18 protein-coding genes and 1 pseudogene are annotated in these 16,314 nt (G+C 58.3%); 8 read left to right on the forward strand and 11 right to left on the reverse strand.

Annotated features, from left to right (window positions below; translation table 11 throughout):
- Nucleotides 1-10: 10 nt before the first annotated feature.
- Nucleotides 11-1,795, forward strand: coding sequence for a diguanylate cyclase (locus V7Q49_RS11095; protein ID WP_333851167.1), 1,785 nt, complete (start codon nucleotides 11-13; stop codon nucleotides 1,793-1,795).
- A gap of 50 nt (nucleotides 1,796-1,845) precedes the next feature.
- Here V7Q49_RS11095 and V7Q49_RS11100 read toward each other — a convergent pair whose 3' ends face one another.
- Nucleotides 1,846-2,163, reverse strand: a complete 318-nt coding sequence (locus V7Q49_RS11100; RefSeq protein ID WP_333851169.1) for a helix-turn-helix domain-containing protein — start codon at nucleotides 2,161-2,163, stop codon at nucleotides 1,846-1,848.
- A complete protein-coding gene (locus V7Q49_RS11105) occupies nucleotides 2,160-2,294 on the reverse strand; it encodes a hypothetical protein (RefSeq protein ID WP_333851170.1) in 135 nt (44 codons plus the stop codon). The genes V7Q49_RS11100 and V7Q49_RS11105 overlap by 4 nt, the downstream gene beginning before the upstream one ends.
- A gap of 134 nt (nucleotides 2,295-2,428) precedes the next feature.
- On the opposite strand from V7Q49_RS11105, the gene V7Q49_RS11110 reads away from it, so the two are divergent.
- A complete protein-coding gene (locus V7Q49_RS11110) occupies nucleotides 2,429-2,890 on the forward strand; it encodes a GNAT family N-acetyltransferase (RefSeq protein ID WP_333851171.1) in 462 nt (153 codons plus the stop codon).
- Nucleotides 2,891-2,955: 65 nt separating this feature from the next.
- Nucleotides 2,956-3,294 carry a DUF1294 domain-containing protein gene (locus V7Q49_RS11115; RefSeq protein WP_333851172.1) on the forward strand — a complete coding sequence of 113 codons (339 nt, stop codon included), beginning with the start codon at nucleotides 2,956-2,958 and terminating at the stop codon, nucleotides 3,292-3,294.
- On the opposite strand, the gene V7Q49_RS11120 is transcribed toward V7Q49_RS11115, so the two are convergent.
- Nucleotides 3,284-3,844, reverse strand: a complete 561-nt coding sequence (locus tag V7Q49_RS11120; RefSeq protein WP_333851174.1) for a TetR/AcrR family transcriptional regulator — start codon at nucleotides 3,842-3,844, stop codon at nucleotides 3,284-3,286. The two genes, V7Q49_RS11115 and V7Q49_RS11120, sit on opposite strands and share 11 nt — an antisense overlap.
- Nucleotides 3,845-3,961: 117 nt before the next feature.
- Here V7Q49_RS11120 and V7Q49_RS11125 point away from each other — a divergent pair, with 117 nt between their 5' ends.
- Entirely contained in the window at nucleotides 3,962-4,429 is a 468-nt protein-coding gene (locus V7Q49_RS11125; RefSeq protein ID WP_333851176.1) for a nuclear transport factor 2 family protein, read from the forward strand.
- A 98-nt stretch (nucleotides 4,430-4,527) separates the two neighbouring features.
- Here the strand turns inward: V7Q49_RS11125 and V7Q49_RS11130 are convergent, their stop codons facing one another.
- The 5 genes from V7Q49_RS11130 to V7Q49_RS11150 form a co-directional block, all read right to left on the reverse strand.
- Nucleotides 4,528-5,847: an NAD(P)/FAD-dependent oxidoreductase gene (locus V7Q49_RS11130; RefSeq protein WP_333851178.1), complete on the reverse strand. Its 1,320-nt coding sequence runs from the start codon at nucleotides 5,845-5,847 to the stop codon at nucleotides 4,528-4,530.
- A 255-nt stretch (nucleotides 5,848-6,102) separates the two neighbouring features.
- Complete coding sequence (locus tag V7Q49_RS11135; protein WP_126521899.1) at nucleotides 6,103-6,804, reverse strand: GntR family transcriptional regulator; 702 nt, start codon at nucleotides 6,802-6,804, stop codon at nucleotides 6,103-6,105.
- A gap of 95 nt (nucleotides 6,805-6,899) precedes the next feature.
- Nucleotides 6,900-7,064, reverse strand: coding sequence for a hypothetical protein (locus tag V7Q49_RS11140; protein WP_333851182.1), 165 nt, complete (start codon nucleotides 7,062-7,064; stop codon nucleotides 6,900-6,902).
- A gap of 118 nt (nucleotides 7,065-7,182) precedes the next feature.
- The gene (locus V7Q49_RS11145) at nucleotides 7,183-8,685 is read right to left on the reverse strand and encodes an aldehyde dehydrogenase (RefSeq protein WP_333851184.1); all 1,503 of its coding nucleotides are present in this window, start codon (nucleotides 8,683-8,685) and stop codon (nucleotides 7,183-7,185) included.
- Between the two features lie 9 nt (nucleotides 8,686-8,694).
- Nucleotides 8,695-9,591: a dihydrodipicolinate synthase family protein gene (locus V7Q49_RS11150; RefSeq protein ID WP_285129803.1), complete on the reverse strand. Its 897-nt coding sequence runs from the start codon at nucleotides 9,589-9,591 to the stop codon at nucleotides 8,695-8,697.
- 395 nt (nucleotides 9,592-9,986) lie between these two features.
- Between V7Q49_RS11150 and yddG the strand changes: the two genes are divergently transcribed.
- Both yddG and V7Q49_RS11160 read left to right on the forward strand, forming a co-directional pair.
- Entirely contained in the window at nucleotides 9,987-10,898 is a 912-nt protein-coding gene (yddG, locus tag V7Q49_RS11155; protein ID WP_333851188.1) for an aromatic amino acid DMT transporter YddG, read from the forward strand.
- A gap of 265 nt (nucleotides 10,899-11,163) precedes the next feature.
- Nucleotides 11,164-12,546, forward strand: coding sequence for an MFS transporter (locus V7Q49_RS11160; protein ID WP_333851190.1), 1,383 nt, complete (start codon nucleotides 11,164-11,166; stop codon nucleotides 12,544-12,546).
- Nucleotides 12,547-12,682: 136 nt separating this feature from the next.
- Here the strand turns inward: V7Q49_RS11160 and V7Q49_RS11165 are convergent, their stop codons facing one another.
- Together V7Q49_RS11165 and V7Q49_RS11170 are read right to left on the reverse strand one after the other, a co-directional pair.
- The gene (locus tag V7Q49_RS11165; protein WP_333851193.1) at nucleotides 12,683-13,711 is read right to left on the reverse strand and encodes a GlxA family transcriptional regulator; all 1,029 of its coding nucleotides are present in this window, start codon (nucleotides 13,709-13,711) and stop codon (nucleotides 12,683-12,685) included.
- The gene (locus tag V7Q49_RS11170; RefSeq protein ID WP_333851195.1) at nucleotides 13,683-14,171 is read right to left on the reverse strand and encodes a MarR family winged helix-turn-helix transcriptional regulator; all 489 of its coding nucleotides are present in this window, start codon (nucleotides 14,169-14,171) and stop codon (nucleotides 13,683-13,685) included. The genes V7Q49_RS11165 and V7Q49_RS11170 overlap by 29 nt, the downstream gene beginning before the upstream one ends.
- A gap of 96 nt (nucleotides 14,172-14,267) precedes the next feature.
- Between V7Q49_RS11170 and V7Q49_RS11175 the strand changes: the two are divergent.
- Both V7Q49_RS11175 and V7Q49_RS11180 read left to right on the forward strand, forming a co-directional pair.
- A pseudogene (locus tag V7Q49_RS11175) lies at nucleotides 14,268-14,507 on the forward strand (flavoprotein); the annotation flags it as partial.
- Nucleotides 14,508-14,526: 19 nt separating this feature from the next.
- Nucleotides 14,527-15,981 carry a UbiD family decarboxylase gene (locus V7Q49_RS11180; protein ID WP_333851197.1) on the forward strand — a complete coding sequence of 485 codons (1,455 nt, stop codon included), beginning with the start codon at nucleotides 14,527-14,529 and terminating at the stop codon, nucleotides 15,979-15,981.
- Between the two features lie 53 nt (nucleotides 15,982-16,034).
- Here the strand turns inward: V7Q49_RS11180 and V7Q49_RS11185 are convergent, their stop codons facing one another.
- Nucleotides 16,035-16,301: a type II toxin-antitoxin system HicB family antitoxin gene (locus V7Q49_RS11185; protein ID WP_333851199.1), complete on the reverse strand. Its 267-nt coding sequence runs from the start codon at nucleotides 16,299-16,301 to the stop codon at nucleotides 16,035-16,037.
- Nucleotides 16,302-16,314: the final 13 nt, after the last annotated feature.

A 16,314-nucleotide genomic window follows, 5' to 3' on the forward strand; every position in this document is an offset into this window, starting at 1 on the left:
GGAATAAGCCGTGCGTATCGCCACTATCACTAACTGGGCATACGGCGCCACGGTCTGTCTGACCCTCGCATCCGGCGTAGCCATGTTGATGGCCTCCAGCGCGGAGAAGGTCGAGCGGCAGGCCGTTGAGCAGCGCTACGTCTTCGATCGGCTCACTGAAGAGGTTGAGACCGACGCCTGGGCGCTCTCCGATCTGGCGCGGTTGTACGTCGTCAAACAGGATCCGGCGGTGGCAGAGGAGTATCGCCAGAAAGCGGCGTCCATGGTCGGGATCGAGCATCGCCTGCAAAAGCTGAAAGACGCGGGTGCCGGTGAGGATGAGCTGGCGCTGCTGCACGAAGGATTGCAGGTGGCCGATGCCCTCCAGGATGAGCAACAGAGCGCCATCGCCAGCGCGGGGCGCGGAGAGCAACCCCAGGCCATCGCGCTGATTTATGGCGAGCGTTACGAGAACGCGCTGGAGCAGGTTCAGAACCAGCTCGACCATTTTCGGCAGATGCTGGACAGGCGTACCGATGCGGCGATTGACGATGCCACGGTAAAATCCCGCGGGCTGCGTACCCTCTCGGAGGTAATGGTCGGCCTGACTGCGCTGATGTTCTTGTTTGTCCTCGGGTTTATCCTCAAACGCAGGGTGCTACGCCCGGTGGTGCGCCTGAGCGACGTGGTCAACCGGCTAGCCTCGCAGGACTATGCGGTCGAAGCGCCGGACTACCGCCAGATCGATGAGATTGGCGATATGGCGCAGGCGATCCGCATCTTCCGCGAGAACGGGCTGGTGCGGCAGCGGCTGGAACAGGAGCGTGATGCCGACTGGGCGATCCGTGAGCTGCTGGCGCGCATGACCCAGCGGCTGCAGGGCTGCGAGTCGGTCGAAGATGTCCTGAACGTGGCGCGGCTGTTCGCGCCCGGCATAGCGCCGGGCATTCCCGGACAGCTCTGGCTGCTCGATCGGGATGCGTGGCAGATGCACTGTGCCGCCGGGTGGCTGGACCCGCAGGGCGAGTCCGCTCCCTTCCACCCGGATCAGTGCTGGGCGGTGCGCCGCGGACAGAGCCATCCGCCGGTGACCGGCGAGCCGGATATCACCTGCTATCACCTGCCGGACGCCTGCGCCAGCCATGCGCTCTGCGTCCCTCTGATTGCTCAGGGCGAGACCATCGGCCTGCTCTCGTTCCAGAACGTCACCCCGGCGATGGCCCCGTCCCGCGCCTATCTGGAGCTGATGGCCGAGGCTCTCGGCCTGGCGCTGGCTAACCAGCGCCTGCGCGACGCCCTGCTGGAGAAAGCCTTGTTCGATCCGCTGACCAATCTGCGCAACCGTCATCATCTGGAGGATGCTCTGCGCACCCAGATGAGCCAGGCGCTGCACACCGGTCAGCCGGTAAGCTGCCTGATGATCGATATTGACCATTTCAAAGCCATTAACGACAAATTCGGTCACGATGCGGGCGATCTGGTGATAAAAAGCGTGGCGACGGTAGTGCAGCGTGCGGTAAGCGATAAGGGGATGGCATTCCGCTACGGCGGGGAGGAATTTCTGGTCCTGCTCCCGGGGGCGGACGAGGCGGCGGCCTTTGCCTGCGCCTCTGAAATCCATACCCACGTCCACAGCCTGGCGCTGCGCTATGAGCTGGCAGAGATTGGCACGGTGGATGTGTCGATCGGTATTGCCAGCTATCCGCAGCACGCCCAGAGCGACACCCTACTGCGCGCCGCCGACGTGGCGCTGTACCGGGCAAAGGAGCTGGGGCGCTCAAGGATTGTCAGTTTCGGGGGGCTGGAGGGGGGGTGATAAGCCAGCCCAGCGGAACGCCTTTTCCGGCCAGGCTGACGTAAAGGAGATCAATTCATTGCCGCCAGAAGTGACAATGCCTGGGGGCTTTTTTGCACAATACGGATCAGCAACGCCGCCTGACGATTAGGTTTTGCCAGGCCTTGTTCCCAGTTCTGATACGTCCTGGTGGCGGTATGTAAATATCTCGCAAACAGCGCCTGGGATAAATTCAAATCACGTCGGATCTCTTTGATTTCATCAGGCGTTAAAGCCGTTTCCTTGCTGACAGCAACGCGGTGCGTACGAAGCGTCCGTTTGCCTTCCTTGTGCTCCTGTAAGGCATCCATACCTTCCATCAGTTCTGAAAAAATGTCTCTGCTCATCATTCCCCCTTGATAACCTCTCCGGCTGTGGGGTTAGCGAGTAGTACCTTCTGAAATTCACGATAAGCGTCATCGGAAAGGTACTCGGCGCGGTATCGTTCAAACGCGGGTAATTCAATAAAGATCGCTTCCATTGCGTCACCTCATCCTGTTCCCTGACTCATTATATACCCAGGTTGGGTATATTTGTATTCAAAAGTATTTCGTATGAACACGGTTACCGCACTGCCCTATACTGGCAGCCGAACCTCATACAGACATCATGGCCATGATAACCATCGAAAAATCCAGCCCGACCTCCGCCGACTCGCAGGCACTTATAGAGCAACTCTCCGCAGAACTGGCGGCGATTACCGGTGACAGCGGTAAACGTCACTTTGATTCACAGGATGTTTCAGGCGCGCGGGCCCTGTGGGCAGTCGCGAAAGATGAAAACGGTCAACACGTCGGCTGTGGCGCGTTGCGTCCCCTTTCGGAAACGACAGCCGAACTCAAACGGATGTTCTCTACCCGGGCTTATCCGGGAACGGGTGCGGCCCTGCTCGCCTGGCTTGAAGAGGCTGCGCGGACGATGGGGTATCGTGAGCTGTGGCTGGAGACGCGAAAAATTAACACCCGCGCCGTGCAGTTCTATCTGAAGCATGGCTATGCGCAGATAGCCAACTATGGCCCCTACGTCGGGCGCGAAGAGGCAATCTGCCTGGCAAAGCGGTTAACGGACCAGGCCTGATTACTCTCCCGCCTGAATCGCGTATCATTGCCCTCCCCTGTTTTCGCTCAAGCCGTTGCTACTCTATGAACCTCAATTACCTCTGTTATTTTCTTCTGGCACTCGCCGCGGCAGGCAGTGCGTTACTGCCCTACCCGTTAGCGATGTGGTTTGTGCTCGCCAGCGTGCTGACGTTCGTTATCTATGGCGCGGATAAAATGGCGGCCCGCAAGGCCTGGCGTCGGGTGCCTGAAGCCACGTTGTTGATCTGCGGATTTGTCGGTGGCTGGCCGGGGGCGATTATCGGCCAGCAGCTGTTTCGTCATAAAACACAGAAACAGCCGTTTAAGACCTGGTTTATGATCAGCGTGATAATTAACGTCGCGCTACTGCTGGCGGCCTGGCGCTTTGGTTTTATAAATTAAATCTCTCCAGCCCGGTTTTTAACTGTTTAATAATATCCGCCGTATTCATGCCCATCTGGGCATGAATAATCGCGCCATCCATTAGCATCATTATCTCAGCGGCGATCTGCTTATCTGAAATACCCAACAACGACGCCATATTTTGTTCGGTTTGGAACTTATGATGGCGGCAAATCTCTTTTATTTCGTCGGCAATATCTTCGGACTCCGCTTCTGCGGTGGCGTTGATAAAGGCACATCCCCGGAAAAGCGGGCTCCCGAACCACTCCTCCAGCGTGCCGGATAACGCCTGAGCTGAGGTTACGCCCTCGCTGAGCTTAAGGCTCAGCGTGGTCGTAAACCAGTTCATCCAGAGTTCATGGCGATAATTCAGGTACGCGAGTATCAGTAAACTTTTGGCGGGAAAATAGCGATAAAAAGTCACTTTCGTCACGCCAGCCTGCTTAATGATTTTATCCACGCCGGTTGCCTTAAACCCGGTGGAATAAAAAAGATCATGCGCAGTTAGCAATATTTTATCTCTGACACTGCTGTTTTTATCATTGCTCATTATTAATTAATCTCCAAAACTGCGACCTAAATTAACCTGTTGACAGGTCTGTCTACCCGGCATAGATTAGCACCAGTAGACAGACCTGTCTACATCACTCAACCCGAGGTTGCCGAAATGAACACACGTCCCCCTTTACCTCCGTTCACCCGTGAAAGTGCCATTGAAAAAGTCAGACTGGCAGAAGATGGCTGGAACAGCCGCGATCCTGCAAAAGTGGCGCTGGCCTATTCCATGGATACTCAATGGCGAAACCGTGCCGAATTTGCGACTAACCGCGAGGAAGCGCAGGCATTTCTGGAGCGTAAGTGGAAGAAAGAGCTTGATTATCGCCTTATCAAAGAGCTTTGGGCGTTTACTGATAACCGGATTGCCGTGCGTTATGCCTATGAATGGCATGATGATTCCGGTAACTGGTACCGTTCATACGGCAATGAAAACTGGGAGTTCGGTGAGGACGGACTGATGACGCGTCGTTTCGCCTGCGTCAACGATATGCCAATCAAAGCATCTGAGCGACTCTACCACTGGCCGCTGGGAAGACGTCCTGACGATCACCCGAGTTTGAGCGATCTTGGACTGTAAGGCATTAAGTAAGAGCGTCGGGTGGCGCTGCGCTTACCCGACCTGCACAATCTCGTAGGCCTGATAAGCGCAGCGCCATCAGGCGGTTTAAGGGAGTGCTACACCTCCAGCCCGGCGCGGAACTGGCCCCATTTCAGCACCGAGTTCACGCCAATCGACAGGAACGGCTCCGGCGGGGTTCTGTTCGGGCCCGGTGAGGCCACCAGGAAATCGATCAGCTCGTTGCGCTCCCCGGCGATCATATCCGCCAGCAGTTTGCCGGTGGCGGTACCCCGGGTGATCCCCAGACCGTTACAGCACAGCGCGCCATAGACGTTTGGCGCCAGCTGGCCGAAGAAACCTTCGTGGTTGTCCGACAGGCAGATGGCCCCGCTCCAGGAGTATTCGAAATCAACCTTGCTCAGCATCGGGAAACGGCGCTCGAACGATTTGCGGTGGGTCTCGATATTGTGCTTCAGCTGTTTTTCACGCGGGCGACCGTCGGGATGGAAGCTAAAGCTGTTGCGCATCAGGATGCGGTTATCCACCGTGCGGCGCACGGTGCTGCCAAACGGATGCGCCGGGATAACGCCCCATACCGGCTTGCCGCCGAGCTGCGCCTGCTCTTCGGCGGTCAGCGAGCGGGTCAGGCTGCCATAGAGGAAGGTCGGCAGCAGGCGACCGCGCAGAAAACCAAAGTGCGCAGCAAAGGCGTTGTTCGCCAGGATCAGCGTGTCGGCGGTAATGCTGCCCTGGTCATGCACCAGCGTCACTTTGTCGCCATAGTCGATAGCGGTAATTGGCGTGTTTTCATACAGGGTAACGTTAGACGGCAGGCTGTCCGCCAGCCCTTTCACCAGCGCCGACGGCTGGAGCAGAATGGTGCCCGGAATGTAGAGCGCCTGCTGGTAGTAAGAAGTACCGATATGGTCCGGCAGATCCTTCCCGGGGATCATCTCCGCGTGGCGGCCAATTTTCTCCAGCCCGCTGCGGTAGGCCTCAAGAATAGCGATCCCCTTCTCTCCCACCGCGGCCTGGTATTTACCGGAATCGCTCATCTGACATTCGATCCCGTGCTCCTTCACGATCTCACGCAGATAGTTCTGCCCAAGGGTGTTGAGCTTGAGGATCAAATTGGCAGTGGTGACGTCACCGATATAGTCCTTCGCCCCGATATCATGCGGGACATCAATGGCGAACCCGGCGTTGCGCCCGGAAGAGCCGTAACCCACGTCCTGCGCCTCAATCAGCACCACTTCATCATCCGGGAAGTTGAGCGCCAGCTGGCGAGCCGCGGCCAGGCCGGTTAAACCGGCACCAACTATCGCCCAGCGGGCATGCTTTTGCCCGACGTGGGTGGGACTCGGGGTGCGCGGTTGACTGGTGTGATACCAACCCGGCAGGGCGTCGTCAGCAGGCAGAGAAGTGATCTTTTGCACGTTGGTTACTCCGGTAAGCTCTGATTATATTCTCGTCACGTCACCGCAGGATCCGGCAACTGATGGGGATCAATGTTAGCCATCATGAGTAAATGAATATGTGATGTATATCTCATGTATACATGAAGTATAAAAATAGTTACGAGAATGATAAAAAAGGCGTGCGAAACCCGGCGCAGCGGGGCGTCAGAAGAAATAACAGAGCGGGAGAATTGGGCCTGTCAGCGGGCGCAGGCAGGCCTTAGATTGATGCGATCAGCGGTTATCGCCCTCCGGGAAGGGGGCGAAGTTGTCGGCTTTAAGACCCTGCGGCGCGATAAAGATCTCCATGTTTTCCCGCGACAGTTCCCAGTGCTCAAACACCAGATCGACCACCGCCTGTTCGTCTCGCGCCTCGATGGCAACGATAAAGGCGTCGTGATGATCGGCGGCCAGCTGTAAACGGCGCTCCATATCCTCATTTTGCGGCCGGAAGAAGGTATGCCCGATGCGACAGTGATCGATCAGCAAGCGACCCAGGCTCGGCTGCAGATAGGGGTTGGCTGCCATCTCGCCCATGATCTCGTGAAAACGGTTGTTCTCCAGCGCCAGCGCCTCGGCATCGCGGGTTTGCACCGCCTTGCGAAAGCGTTTCTGGGTCTCTTTCAGCGCTTTTAACTGCGCCGGTTTGTAGTGCTGCACGGCGAGGCGTCCGGTGGCGGCGTAGATCATCGGCGCTACCAGGAAGAAATTGCGCAGCGTCGAGTGGCTCATCGGGATCACCCGCACGCCGCGTTTTTCCACAATCTCGAGATAACCTTCCCCCGCCAGGCGCTGGAACACTTCACGCACTGGCGTACGGGAGAGACCGTACTGCGCGGTCAGCGCGGCTTCATCCAGCAGCTCGTCCGGATCCAGCTCCATGGTCAGAATATGTCGCTTGAGATCCTCATACAGCGCTACCTTTCCCGTTCTCATTGCCGCCTCCTGAAAATCAACCTGTAATGCTTAACTATGATGTTGCTTAACCTACAGATAAAGATGTGCAACAGCAAAATTATCAGCCACAGCAATCATGCTCTGCGCATCTCACTGGCAGTCTGATAGATCAGCCTCAGGAGGGGCTCCGGATCCCGGTCCGGGGGATGACGCAGGATCTCCCCACGCAGCCAGACAATTTCACTGCCGGCAACCTGGCGAAACGGCGGCAGCCGCCCGGCATTTTTTAGCCACTTCATAATAAAGGCATTTTTCTGCCGGTTTGAGCAGATGCGTCCCTGCTTTCTCGACAGGCCAACCGCCACCAGAAGACAGAAATAGAAATGAATTCTCTCTTCCAGACCGTTAAAAACGGCTTCAGGCGTCGTCTTCAGAGAGATCAATCCACAGGGTCTTCAGCTCGGTGTACTGGTCGAGGGCGAAGACAGATTTATCGCGCCCGCCAAAGCCCGACTGCTTGTAACCGCCAAACGGCGTGGTGGCATCGCCTTCCCCGAAGCAGTTCACCGTCACCGTACCGGCACGAATGGCGCGCGATACGCGAATGGCCCGGTTCAGCCTGCCGGTGTAGACCGATGCGGCCAGACCGTACTCTGTATCGTTGGCCAGCGCGATGGCCTCGGCTTCGGTTTTGAAGGTGGTGACGCACAGCACCGGGCCAAAGATCTCCTCCCGGAACAGCGCGCTCCCGGGGGTTACGCCGTCGATAATGGTCGGCTGGACGTAAGCGCCCTGCTCGGTATCACCGCCCTGCACCATCCGCAGCCCTTCCTGACGGGCGGTGTCGAGATAGCCGCTCACCTTGCTGAAGTGCTCCGTCGAGACCATCGCCCCCAGCCGGTTGTTCGGATCGAGCGGGTTGCCCATCGGCCAGTCGCCGATCTGTTTTGCCATCTCGGCCAGCAGCGCCTCTTTAACACTTTCCTGCACCAGCAGGCGCGAGGTGGCGGAACAGTTCTCGCCCATGTTCCAGAATGCGCCGTTCAGCACGTGGCCGGCCACGGTCGCCAGATCCCCGGCATCGTCAAAGACCACCGCCGGGTTTTTACCGCCGCACTCCAGCACCACCTTCTTGAGGTTGGATTCTGCCGCATAGTGCAGGAAGCGCCGTCCGGTGGCGGTAGAGCCGGTAAAGCTCACCATGTCGATATCCGGGTGCAGGCCGATCGGCTCCCCGACGGCTTTGCCGGTGCCGGTGACGATATTCAGCACCCCCGCCGGAATGCCCGCCTCAAACGCCAGCCCGGCGACCCGCAGCGCGGTGAGCGAGGTCTGCTCCGCCGGTTTGACTATTACTGAGCAGCCCGCCGCCAGCGCCGGGCCGATTTTCCAGGCCAGCATCAGCAGCGGAAAGTTCCATGGCAGGACGCAGCCCACCACGCCAATCGGCTCGCGTACCACCAGCGCCATCGCGCCGTTACCCACCGGGGCGGTATGGTCGTAGAGTTTGTCGATGGCTTCCGCGTGCCACTTCAGCACGTGGATGGTTTCCGGCACGTCTACCGCCAGGCATTCGCTGACTGGTTTACCGCTGTCGAGGCTCTCCAGCACCGCCAGCTGGTCGATCTCCTGCTCCATCAGCGCCGCCAGTTTCAGCAGCACCGCTTTGCGTTCGCCCGGTGCCCGTTTGCTCCAGCTTCCGGCCTCGAACGCGCTGCGTGCCCCCTCCACCGCCGCGTTGACGTCGGTGACATCGCAGGCGGCGATATGGCCGATGGTCTCGCCGGTGGCCGGGTTAGTGGTCGGCAGCGTTTTGCCGGATTGCGCGGCCACGAAGCGTCCGTTGATAAAGGCCTGGCTCGCCAGGGAGAGTTCCCGGGCGATAGCCGTTACGTCGTCCAGGGTGTGCAGCTGACTCATATCGCCTCCTTACAGCGCCGCAGCGACGTTGCGTTTTACATCGGCAATCACCGCTTTCAGCTGCGCTTTCTCTTCTTCATTCAGATCCTGCAGCGGGGCACGCACCGTGCCGGAGGTCAGGCCGTTCAGCTCGCAGCCGTAACGGATGGACTGTACGAACTTGCCGCCGTCGAGGAAGTTCATCAGCGGCATCATCGCGGCCATGATCTTGCGGCCTTTGGCGAAGTCTTTCTCCACCACGCAGGCCTCATACAGCGCCACGTGCTCACGCGGAATAAAGTTGGAACCGGCGCAGACCCAGCTTTGCGCGCCCCAGGCGAAGAACTCAAGGGCCTGATCGTCCCACCCGCAGGAGAGTGCGATATTCGGGAATTTACAGGCCAGCAGGTGCAGGTTATTGAAATCGCCGGAGCTCTCTTTGATGGCGACCACGTTCGACGAGCGGCTCACTTCGCGGAAGTAGGTTTCGCCCATGGTGATGCCCATGCGGCCCGGGTAGTTGTAGAGCATGATCGGCAGCTGGGCGGCTTTGTCCACGGTCAGCGCGTGATGGGCATTTTCCAGCTCGGTCGGCAGGGCGTACGGCGGCGACGTGACCAGAATGGCGTCGGCTTTGGCCTCACGCGCATGTTTGGCGTAGTCCACCGCGTCTTCGGTGCGGATAGCACCGGTGCCGACAATCAGCGGCAGGCGGGTGCCAATCACCTGGCGGGCGTGTTCCACCAGCGCTTTACGCTCTTCCGGGCTCTGGGCGTAGTATTCACCGGTGGAGCCACCGATGATGATGCCGTGCACACGGGCCTCGATCAGCGACTCCAGCACATCGGAAAAGCGTGCAAAATCAATGCTGCCATCGGCTGCGTAAGGGGTAATTGCCGGGGTGTAGATACCTTCAAATGTCAACACGATAACCTCCAGGGGGAATTCACGACCATCACAGTCTGCTACGCAAGCCTGATGCACTGCGTTTGTTAAAAATTTGCACAGGGGGAGGTAAAAGGTCAACGAGTGAATATTTTTTGTATACATAAAAAATACAATATAAATACGCCACAGCAGGAGATTCCTACGATCGTTAAAAAAATACACCATAAAAATCAAATAAATATAATGATTATTTTTCGGTAGTAATTTTCTATATGATTTCAGATAGCGATCACATTCCCGAATTATCACCCTCTGAGACGTATTTACAGCGCCTTTCCGGCGGCATAGTTTTAATGCGGTAGTTAACCAGAATTTAACAAAGCGGCACGCCGGAACGCCGGATTGTGACCAAAATGTAAACAGAGGTACAGGGTATGCCCCATAAGAAAGCGACACTCATCGGCCTGATCGCCATCCTGCTCTGGAGCGCGATTGTCGGCCTGATTAAAAGCGTGAGCGAAGGCTTTGGCCCGGTGGGCGGGGCGGCACTGATCTACACCTGCAGCGCAGTGCTGCTGCTGTTTACTCTTGGCTTTCCGAAGATCCAAAAATTCCCGGTGAGCTACCTCATCCTCGGCAGCGTGCTGTTCGTCTGCTATGAGCTGTGCCTGTCGCTGTCGCTGGGCTTTACCCATTCAGGGCGGCAGGCGATTGAAGTGGGGATGGTGAATTACCTCTGGCCGAGCATGACCATTTTACTGGCGGTGATCGTTAACCGGCAGAAAACCAGCCCGTTAATTATTCCTGGGGTGATTTTAGCCATCGTCGGGATAGGTCGGGTATTAGGCGGCGACGGCGGATTTTCGCTGACGGAGATGATGAATAACGTCATGAGTAATCCGTTAAGTTACGGGCTGGCATTCAGCGGCGCGGTGATCTGGGCGATTTATTGCGTGGTCACCCAGCGTATCGCTAAGGGAAATAACGGGATTACGTTGTTCTTTATCTTAACGGCGCTGACGCTGTGGGTGAAATATCTCACCTCGCCCCAGCCGGAATTTAATCTGTCGTGGCATACGTGGATTAGCCTGATGCTGGCGGCGATGGCGATGGGCTTTGGCTATGCCGCCTGGAACGTCGGGATCCTGCACGGCAACGTCACGGTGCTGGCGGCGGCGTCCTACTTTATACCGATTATCTCGGCGGTGCTGGCGGCCTTTATGCTGGACTCGCACCTGACTCTGGCCTTCTGGCAGGGAACGGCGATGGTCAGCCTGGGCTCGCTGATCTGCTGGTGGTCGACGCGCACGGTGGCCGTAAAACGATTATCTGACGAAGCGTCTTAAAAATAACAAACACAGTAACAACATAATAAATATAAATAACATCTTATCCGACCATCCTGCAGCGGAGGAGTATTTGCCATGAATTACGCGAAATAACGCACGCTCTTATTTAACGCTTGAACCTTCTTAGACCTATATTTATTCCGTAATCGATGATTAATGGAAAGCGGTTTCGCTCGGCCTGAATAAGCATCCATCGCTATTCATGTTTATTCCTGGCTGTTACCCATTAATTCAACGATATCGGGGAAAGACAGGAGTTACCATGTCAAATACCGTTTCTGTTGAAGATGTACCCCTCAACCGCTTTCACCGTCTGCTGACCGTGCGCTCCGGTGGCGGCTCCTTCGTGGATGGCTATGTGCTGAGCATTATCGGCATCGCCATGATGAAGGTCTCTCCGGCCCTGGGGCTGACCGCCTTCTGGGAAGGGCTGATTGCCGCCTCGGCGCTGATCGGCATCTTCTTTGGCGGCTTTATCGGCGGCGCCCTCACCGACCGGCTGGGCAGAAAGATGCTCTATTTCGTTGGCCCGACGCTGTTTGTGGTCTGCTCCGTGGCGCAGTACTGGGTGCAGAGCGGCGAGATGCTGTTTGCCCTGCGCTTTTTAAACGGCGTGGCGGTGGGCATTGAGTACCCGGTGGCGACCGCCTTCCTGGTAGAGTTTCTGCCGAAGAAAAACCGCGGGCCATGCCTGGCGACCCTCACCATTCTCTGGTTTGCCGGTGCCGCCGCAGCCTATATGTTCGGCGAAGCGCTGCTGCACTTTGGCGGCCCGGACGCCTGGCGTTTGACCCTGGCGAGCACTGCGGTGATTGGCGTGCTGCTGTTCCTGGTGCGTCTCGGCACCCCGGAATCCCCGCGCTGGCTGATCAGCAAAGGCCGCCACGCTGAAGCCGAAGCGATCATTCGCAAGGTGTATGGCCCCGACTTTGGCCTGGACAATCTGCCGGAGCAGGCGGAAAGCAAAAACCTCTCCTTCTTCAACCTGCTGCACTCGGGTTACGGCAAACGCATGGCGTTCGTGACCATCTTCTGGACCTGCTCGGTGATCCCGGTCTTCGCGGTGTATGCCTTTGCGCCGAAAGTGCTGGATGCCCTGCACCTGAGCGGCAAATGGGCCTCCTACGGTTCCGTCGCCATCACCCTGCTGTTCGTGGTCGGTTGCATTATCGCTACACGCCTGGTGAACACCCTGGGACGCCGCAAGCTGCTGCTGCAAAGCTTCCTCTGGTCGGGGCTGGCGCTGCTGCTGCTGGGCCTGCTGCGGGATGGGCCGTCGATGATCATTCTGCTGATGTTTGGGGCCTACGCGCTGTTTATCGGCGGGGCTCAGGTGCTGCAGCTGGTCTATCCGAACGAGATTTTCCCGACGGAGATCCGTGCCGGTGCGGTGGGCGTGGGGACTTCGCTGTCGCGGATTGGCGCGGCGGTCGGGACCTGGCTGGTGCCCGCCTCGCTGCAGAGTCTGGGGATCGGCACGACCATGTATATCGCCGCGGCGATCACCTTTGTGGGCCTGGCGGTCTCCTGGTGGCTGGCACCGGAAACCAATGCCCGCAGCCTTGCTGATGCGGCCTCGCTGGATGACACCCCGTCACAGAAAGCGAGGGTGCCGGGGGCGATGGCGAAGCGTCATATGCTGTAGCAAGCTGTTTTGCCGGGTGGCGCTGCGCTTACCCGGCCTACCAAATCCTGCACTATCTTTGCCGGGTGGCGCTGCGCTTACCCGGCCTACAAGACCCGTAGGCCCGTGCAAGCGCAGCGCCGCCGGGCGATGTCAGTTACTCTTTCACTAACTTTTCCACTTCCCTGCGCCGCTTTCTGAACGAGCTGGGGGTTTCACCGTACTGTTTACGAAACCAGGCGATCAGGTGCGAGGCATCCGCAAAACCGGTGGCGGTGGCGATGGCGTTAATGCTGTTGCTGGAGTCAGCCATCAGCTTGCGCGCCTGCTCCAGGCGCATCCGCCGCCAGTACACCGCCGCCGAGTGGCCGGTACACTGGGTAAAGATCAGGTTGAGCTGGCGGAAGGTCACGCCCGCAAATTCCGCCACCTCCGCCAGCGGCACCGGCGAGTCGAGATGGTGCTTCATAAACTCAATCACCCGGGTGACCAGCGGATTCTCGTAGACGTCGGGTTCGCCGAGAGGCGCTTTATGCTTCGCTTTCGGCGCGGGCTTCTCATCCACCAGCAGATATTTCAGCACTTTTTGCGAGCGCACCAGCCCGCAGTGCTGGCGGATCAGATCCGCCGCCAGGTCAATCGCCGTCCCGCCCGGGCAGGAGATAATCCCGCCGTCTTTGATGTAGGTTTTATCGATCACCGGAATGGCTTTCGGGAAGCGCAACCGGAACTCATCCCGGGTGGTGAAGTGGATCGCGCAGTGGCGCCCGTCCAGCAGCCCGGCGTTACCGGCCACAAAAGCCCCGCTGCACAGGGTGATGATCGGGATATTGCGGGCATGCAGGTCCCGCAGAGCCTGCAACAGCCACTCCGGCGACTGGCGGGTCTCTTCCAGTAGCCCGCCCGCCACCACGAAGTAATCCCACTCTTTTGAGAAGTCGAGCGTTGCCGTGGGCGATACCGGCAGGCCGCAGCTGGCGGTAATCGGCTGGTCATCGCAGGTCATCCACTCCCAGCGGCAAAAAATCTGCCGGCTGGAGAAGGACTCGTCCGCCGCAAAGCGCAGAGACTCCACCAGCCCCGCCACCGAGGCCAGCGTAAAGTGCTTCATCAGCAGAAAACCGATCGTCAGATCGGGCTTCGGCTCGCGGTGGCTGTCAGGCCCTTTCGTTGGAGGCATCGTCATCAGGCTCCTGCAATCCGCCCAGCTTGCTCAGCAGACGCTTCAGATCGGCAATATCCTGGCTATTCAGATCGGCGGCGATCAGTTTCTCGGCGCGTTTGGCCTGCTCGATCATCCGGGCCAGCATCGCCTCGCCCTCAGCCGTCATCGACACCAGCTTGCGGCGGCGGTTAGCGGGATCGGTCTGCACCGTCAATAACCCGCTTTTGGTCATCCGGTCGATCACATAGGTGCCGGTGGCTTTATCAAACCCGGCGCGGTTCCCCAGCGTTTGCTGGTCGCAGGTGGTTTCTTCCGCCAGCACTACCAGTATGGCGTACTGCACGGCAGATAACCCGGTATCGACGCACTGACTCCAGCAGGTGGTAGAGTGCTGCCCTGCGCGACGCATCAGGTGCATTAATGAACAATCGCCGTGCGGCCACAGGGGCGCGGCAAGGATTAAGTCGCGATTTTCTGCCATCGACTCTCTTGACTCCTGAAAACGACAAACATATAGTTCGAGCACAAACAGTTTGAACTCAAACTATACATGAAAGAATACCTTCAGAGAACCCGCATGAAGCTTGTTGTAGGCATGAATGGCGCTGCAATTGGCGTTCGTTTACTGGCCGCGTTGAAAGATCGGGATGTCAAAACGCATCTGATCGTTTCCAAATGGGCGCGCGCCACCATTCAACTGGAAACGCCCTATAGTGTACAGGAGGTTATCGCGCTCGCCTCGAAGACTTACAGCGAGCATGACCAGGCGGCAGCCATCTCCAGCGGCTCGTTTCGCGTTGACGGCATGATCGTGGTGCTGGCTTAAGGAGAGCCTGATGAACTATTACGGTGATTTACGCAGTTATATCGATGCCCTCGACGCGATGGGCGACATCATGCACGTGACCCGCGAAGTAGACGGTGATTTTGAGCCGAGCGCCATTACCCGCCGCAGCTATGAGATCCAGTCCCCTGCCCCGCTGTTCCACAAGGTGGCTGGCGTGGCTCCCGGTTTCCGCCTGTTCGGTGCCCCGGCCAGCCTCTCTTCCCGCAGCGAAATGCCTTATGCCCGCGTGGCGATGTCGCTCGGCCTCGCGCCGGAGTCGACAGGGCCACAGATCGTCGAAGCGCTGTCGGCGGCCCGCCATCAGCCCGGCATTCCGCCGGTGCGGGTAGCGTCTGCCGATGCCCTGTGTCATCAGAATATCCTGCGTGGTGAAGACGCCAGCCTCGATCGCTTCCCGATCCCCTTCGCCCACGACAAGGACGGCGGTCGCTACGCCAACACCTGGGGTACGCTGATCGTGAAGACGCCGGATGGCAAATGGGTGAACTGGTCTATCGCCCGCGTGATGAAAGTCGACGGTAAGCGGATGGTGGGGCTGATTGTGCCGAGCCAGCATATCGGCCAGATCTGGACCGAATGGGTTAAGCTCGGCCAGCCGATGCCCTACGCCCTGGTGCAGGGCCCGGCTCCGGCGATCTCCTGTGTTTCCGGCATTCCGATCCCGGCCCACGCCGACGAGGCGGATTATATCGGTACCCTGGCGGGCGAGCCGGTGCCAGTGGTGAAAGCGGTCAGTATCGATCTGGATGTGCCTGCCACGGCAGAGATCGTCATTGAAGGCCATGTCTCTATCGAACGCGACTGCCAGGAAGGGCCCTACGGCGAATACGGCGGCTATCTTGGCGAGGGCTCGTCTGCCCAGCCGACCTTTCACGTCGAGACCATTACCCACCGGGACGATCCGATCTGGCCGATGTCGATCACCGGCCGTCCGACCGACGAGTCGCACACCCTGTGGGCGATGGGGCTGGCCGCCGATGCCCTGACGTATCTGCGTGAAGCGGAGCTGCCGATTGTCACCGCCTGGATCCCGGAAGACTCTACCGTCCACTGGCTGCTGGTGGTGGTGCCGCAAAACTGGCGCGAGCTGCTGCCGGGCGTCACCAGTGAAGCACTGGCCCAGCGCATTGGCGACGTGCTGTTTAAGACCGATGCGATGGTGTTTATTCCGAAGGTCTACGTGGTGGATGATGATTTTGACCCGACCAATCTGCGCGAAGTGGTGTGGGTATTGTCGACCCGCGTGCACCCGGTTGGCCGCCGCGTGGTGTTTGACGATCAGCGCGTGATCCGCCTGCCGCAGTGCTATGAAGAAGAAGAGTATGTCGCAGGGAAAGGGGCGAAAGTGGTGTTTGATACCCTGCAGACCACCCGCCATCTGCATGCCTCGTTCGAGCAGGGCTACCCGGAAGCAGTGCGCCAGCGCGTGCTGGAAAACGAGTAAAGCCGTATGAGCCGGTTACCCCTGAGAAGGGGTAACCGCATCGTCAGAAGAGATTAATGCAGAATGGCTTTAAGGCGCTGCAGCTTAATCAAATCCATCAGCGATCGCTGGTGGAAAGGTTTTACCCCGGCGATATGACAGGTGGACAGATAGCTATCCAGCGCATCCCGGGCGGCAACTTTCAGCGCTTTCACATCGCTCGCCATAAAGCGGGCTTCACTTCTGGTATGCAGAAATACGCCACGAAACATATCAATCACGGGATCGTAGGTCACACGCGCTTTGTGTCCGTCGATAAAGAGGGTATTTGAGCGGCTCATCCTTGAGAATTAT

The organism is Leclercia sp., assembly GCF_036780805.1.
Classification (GTDB): domain Bacteria; phylum Pseudomonadota; class Gammaproteobacteria; order Enterobacterales; family Enterobacteriaceae; genus Enterobacter.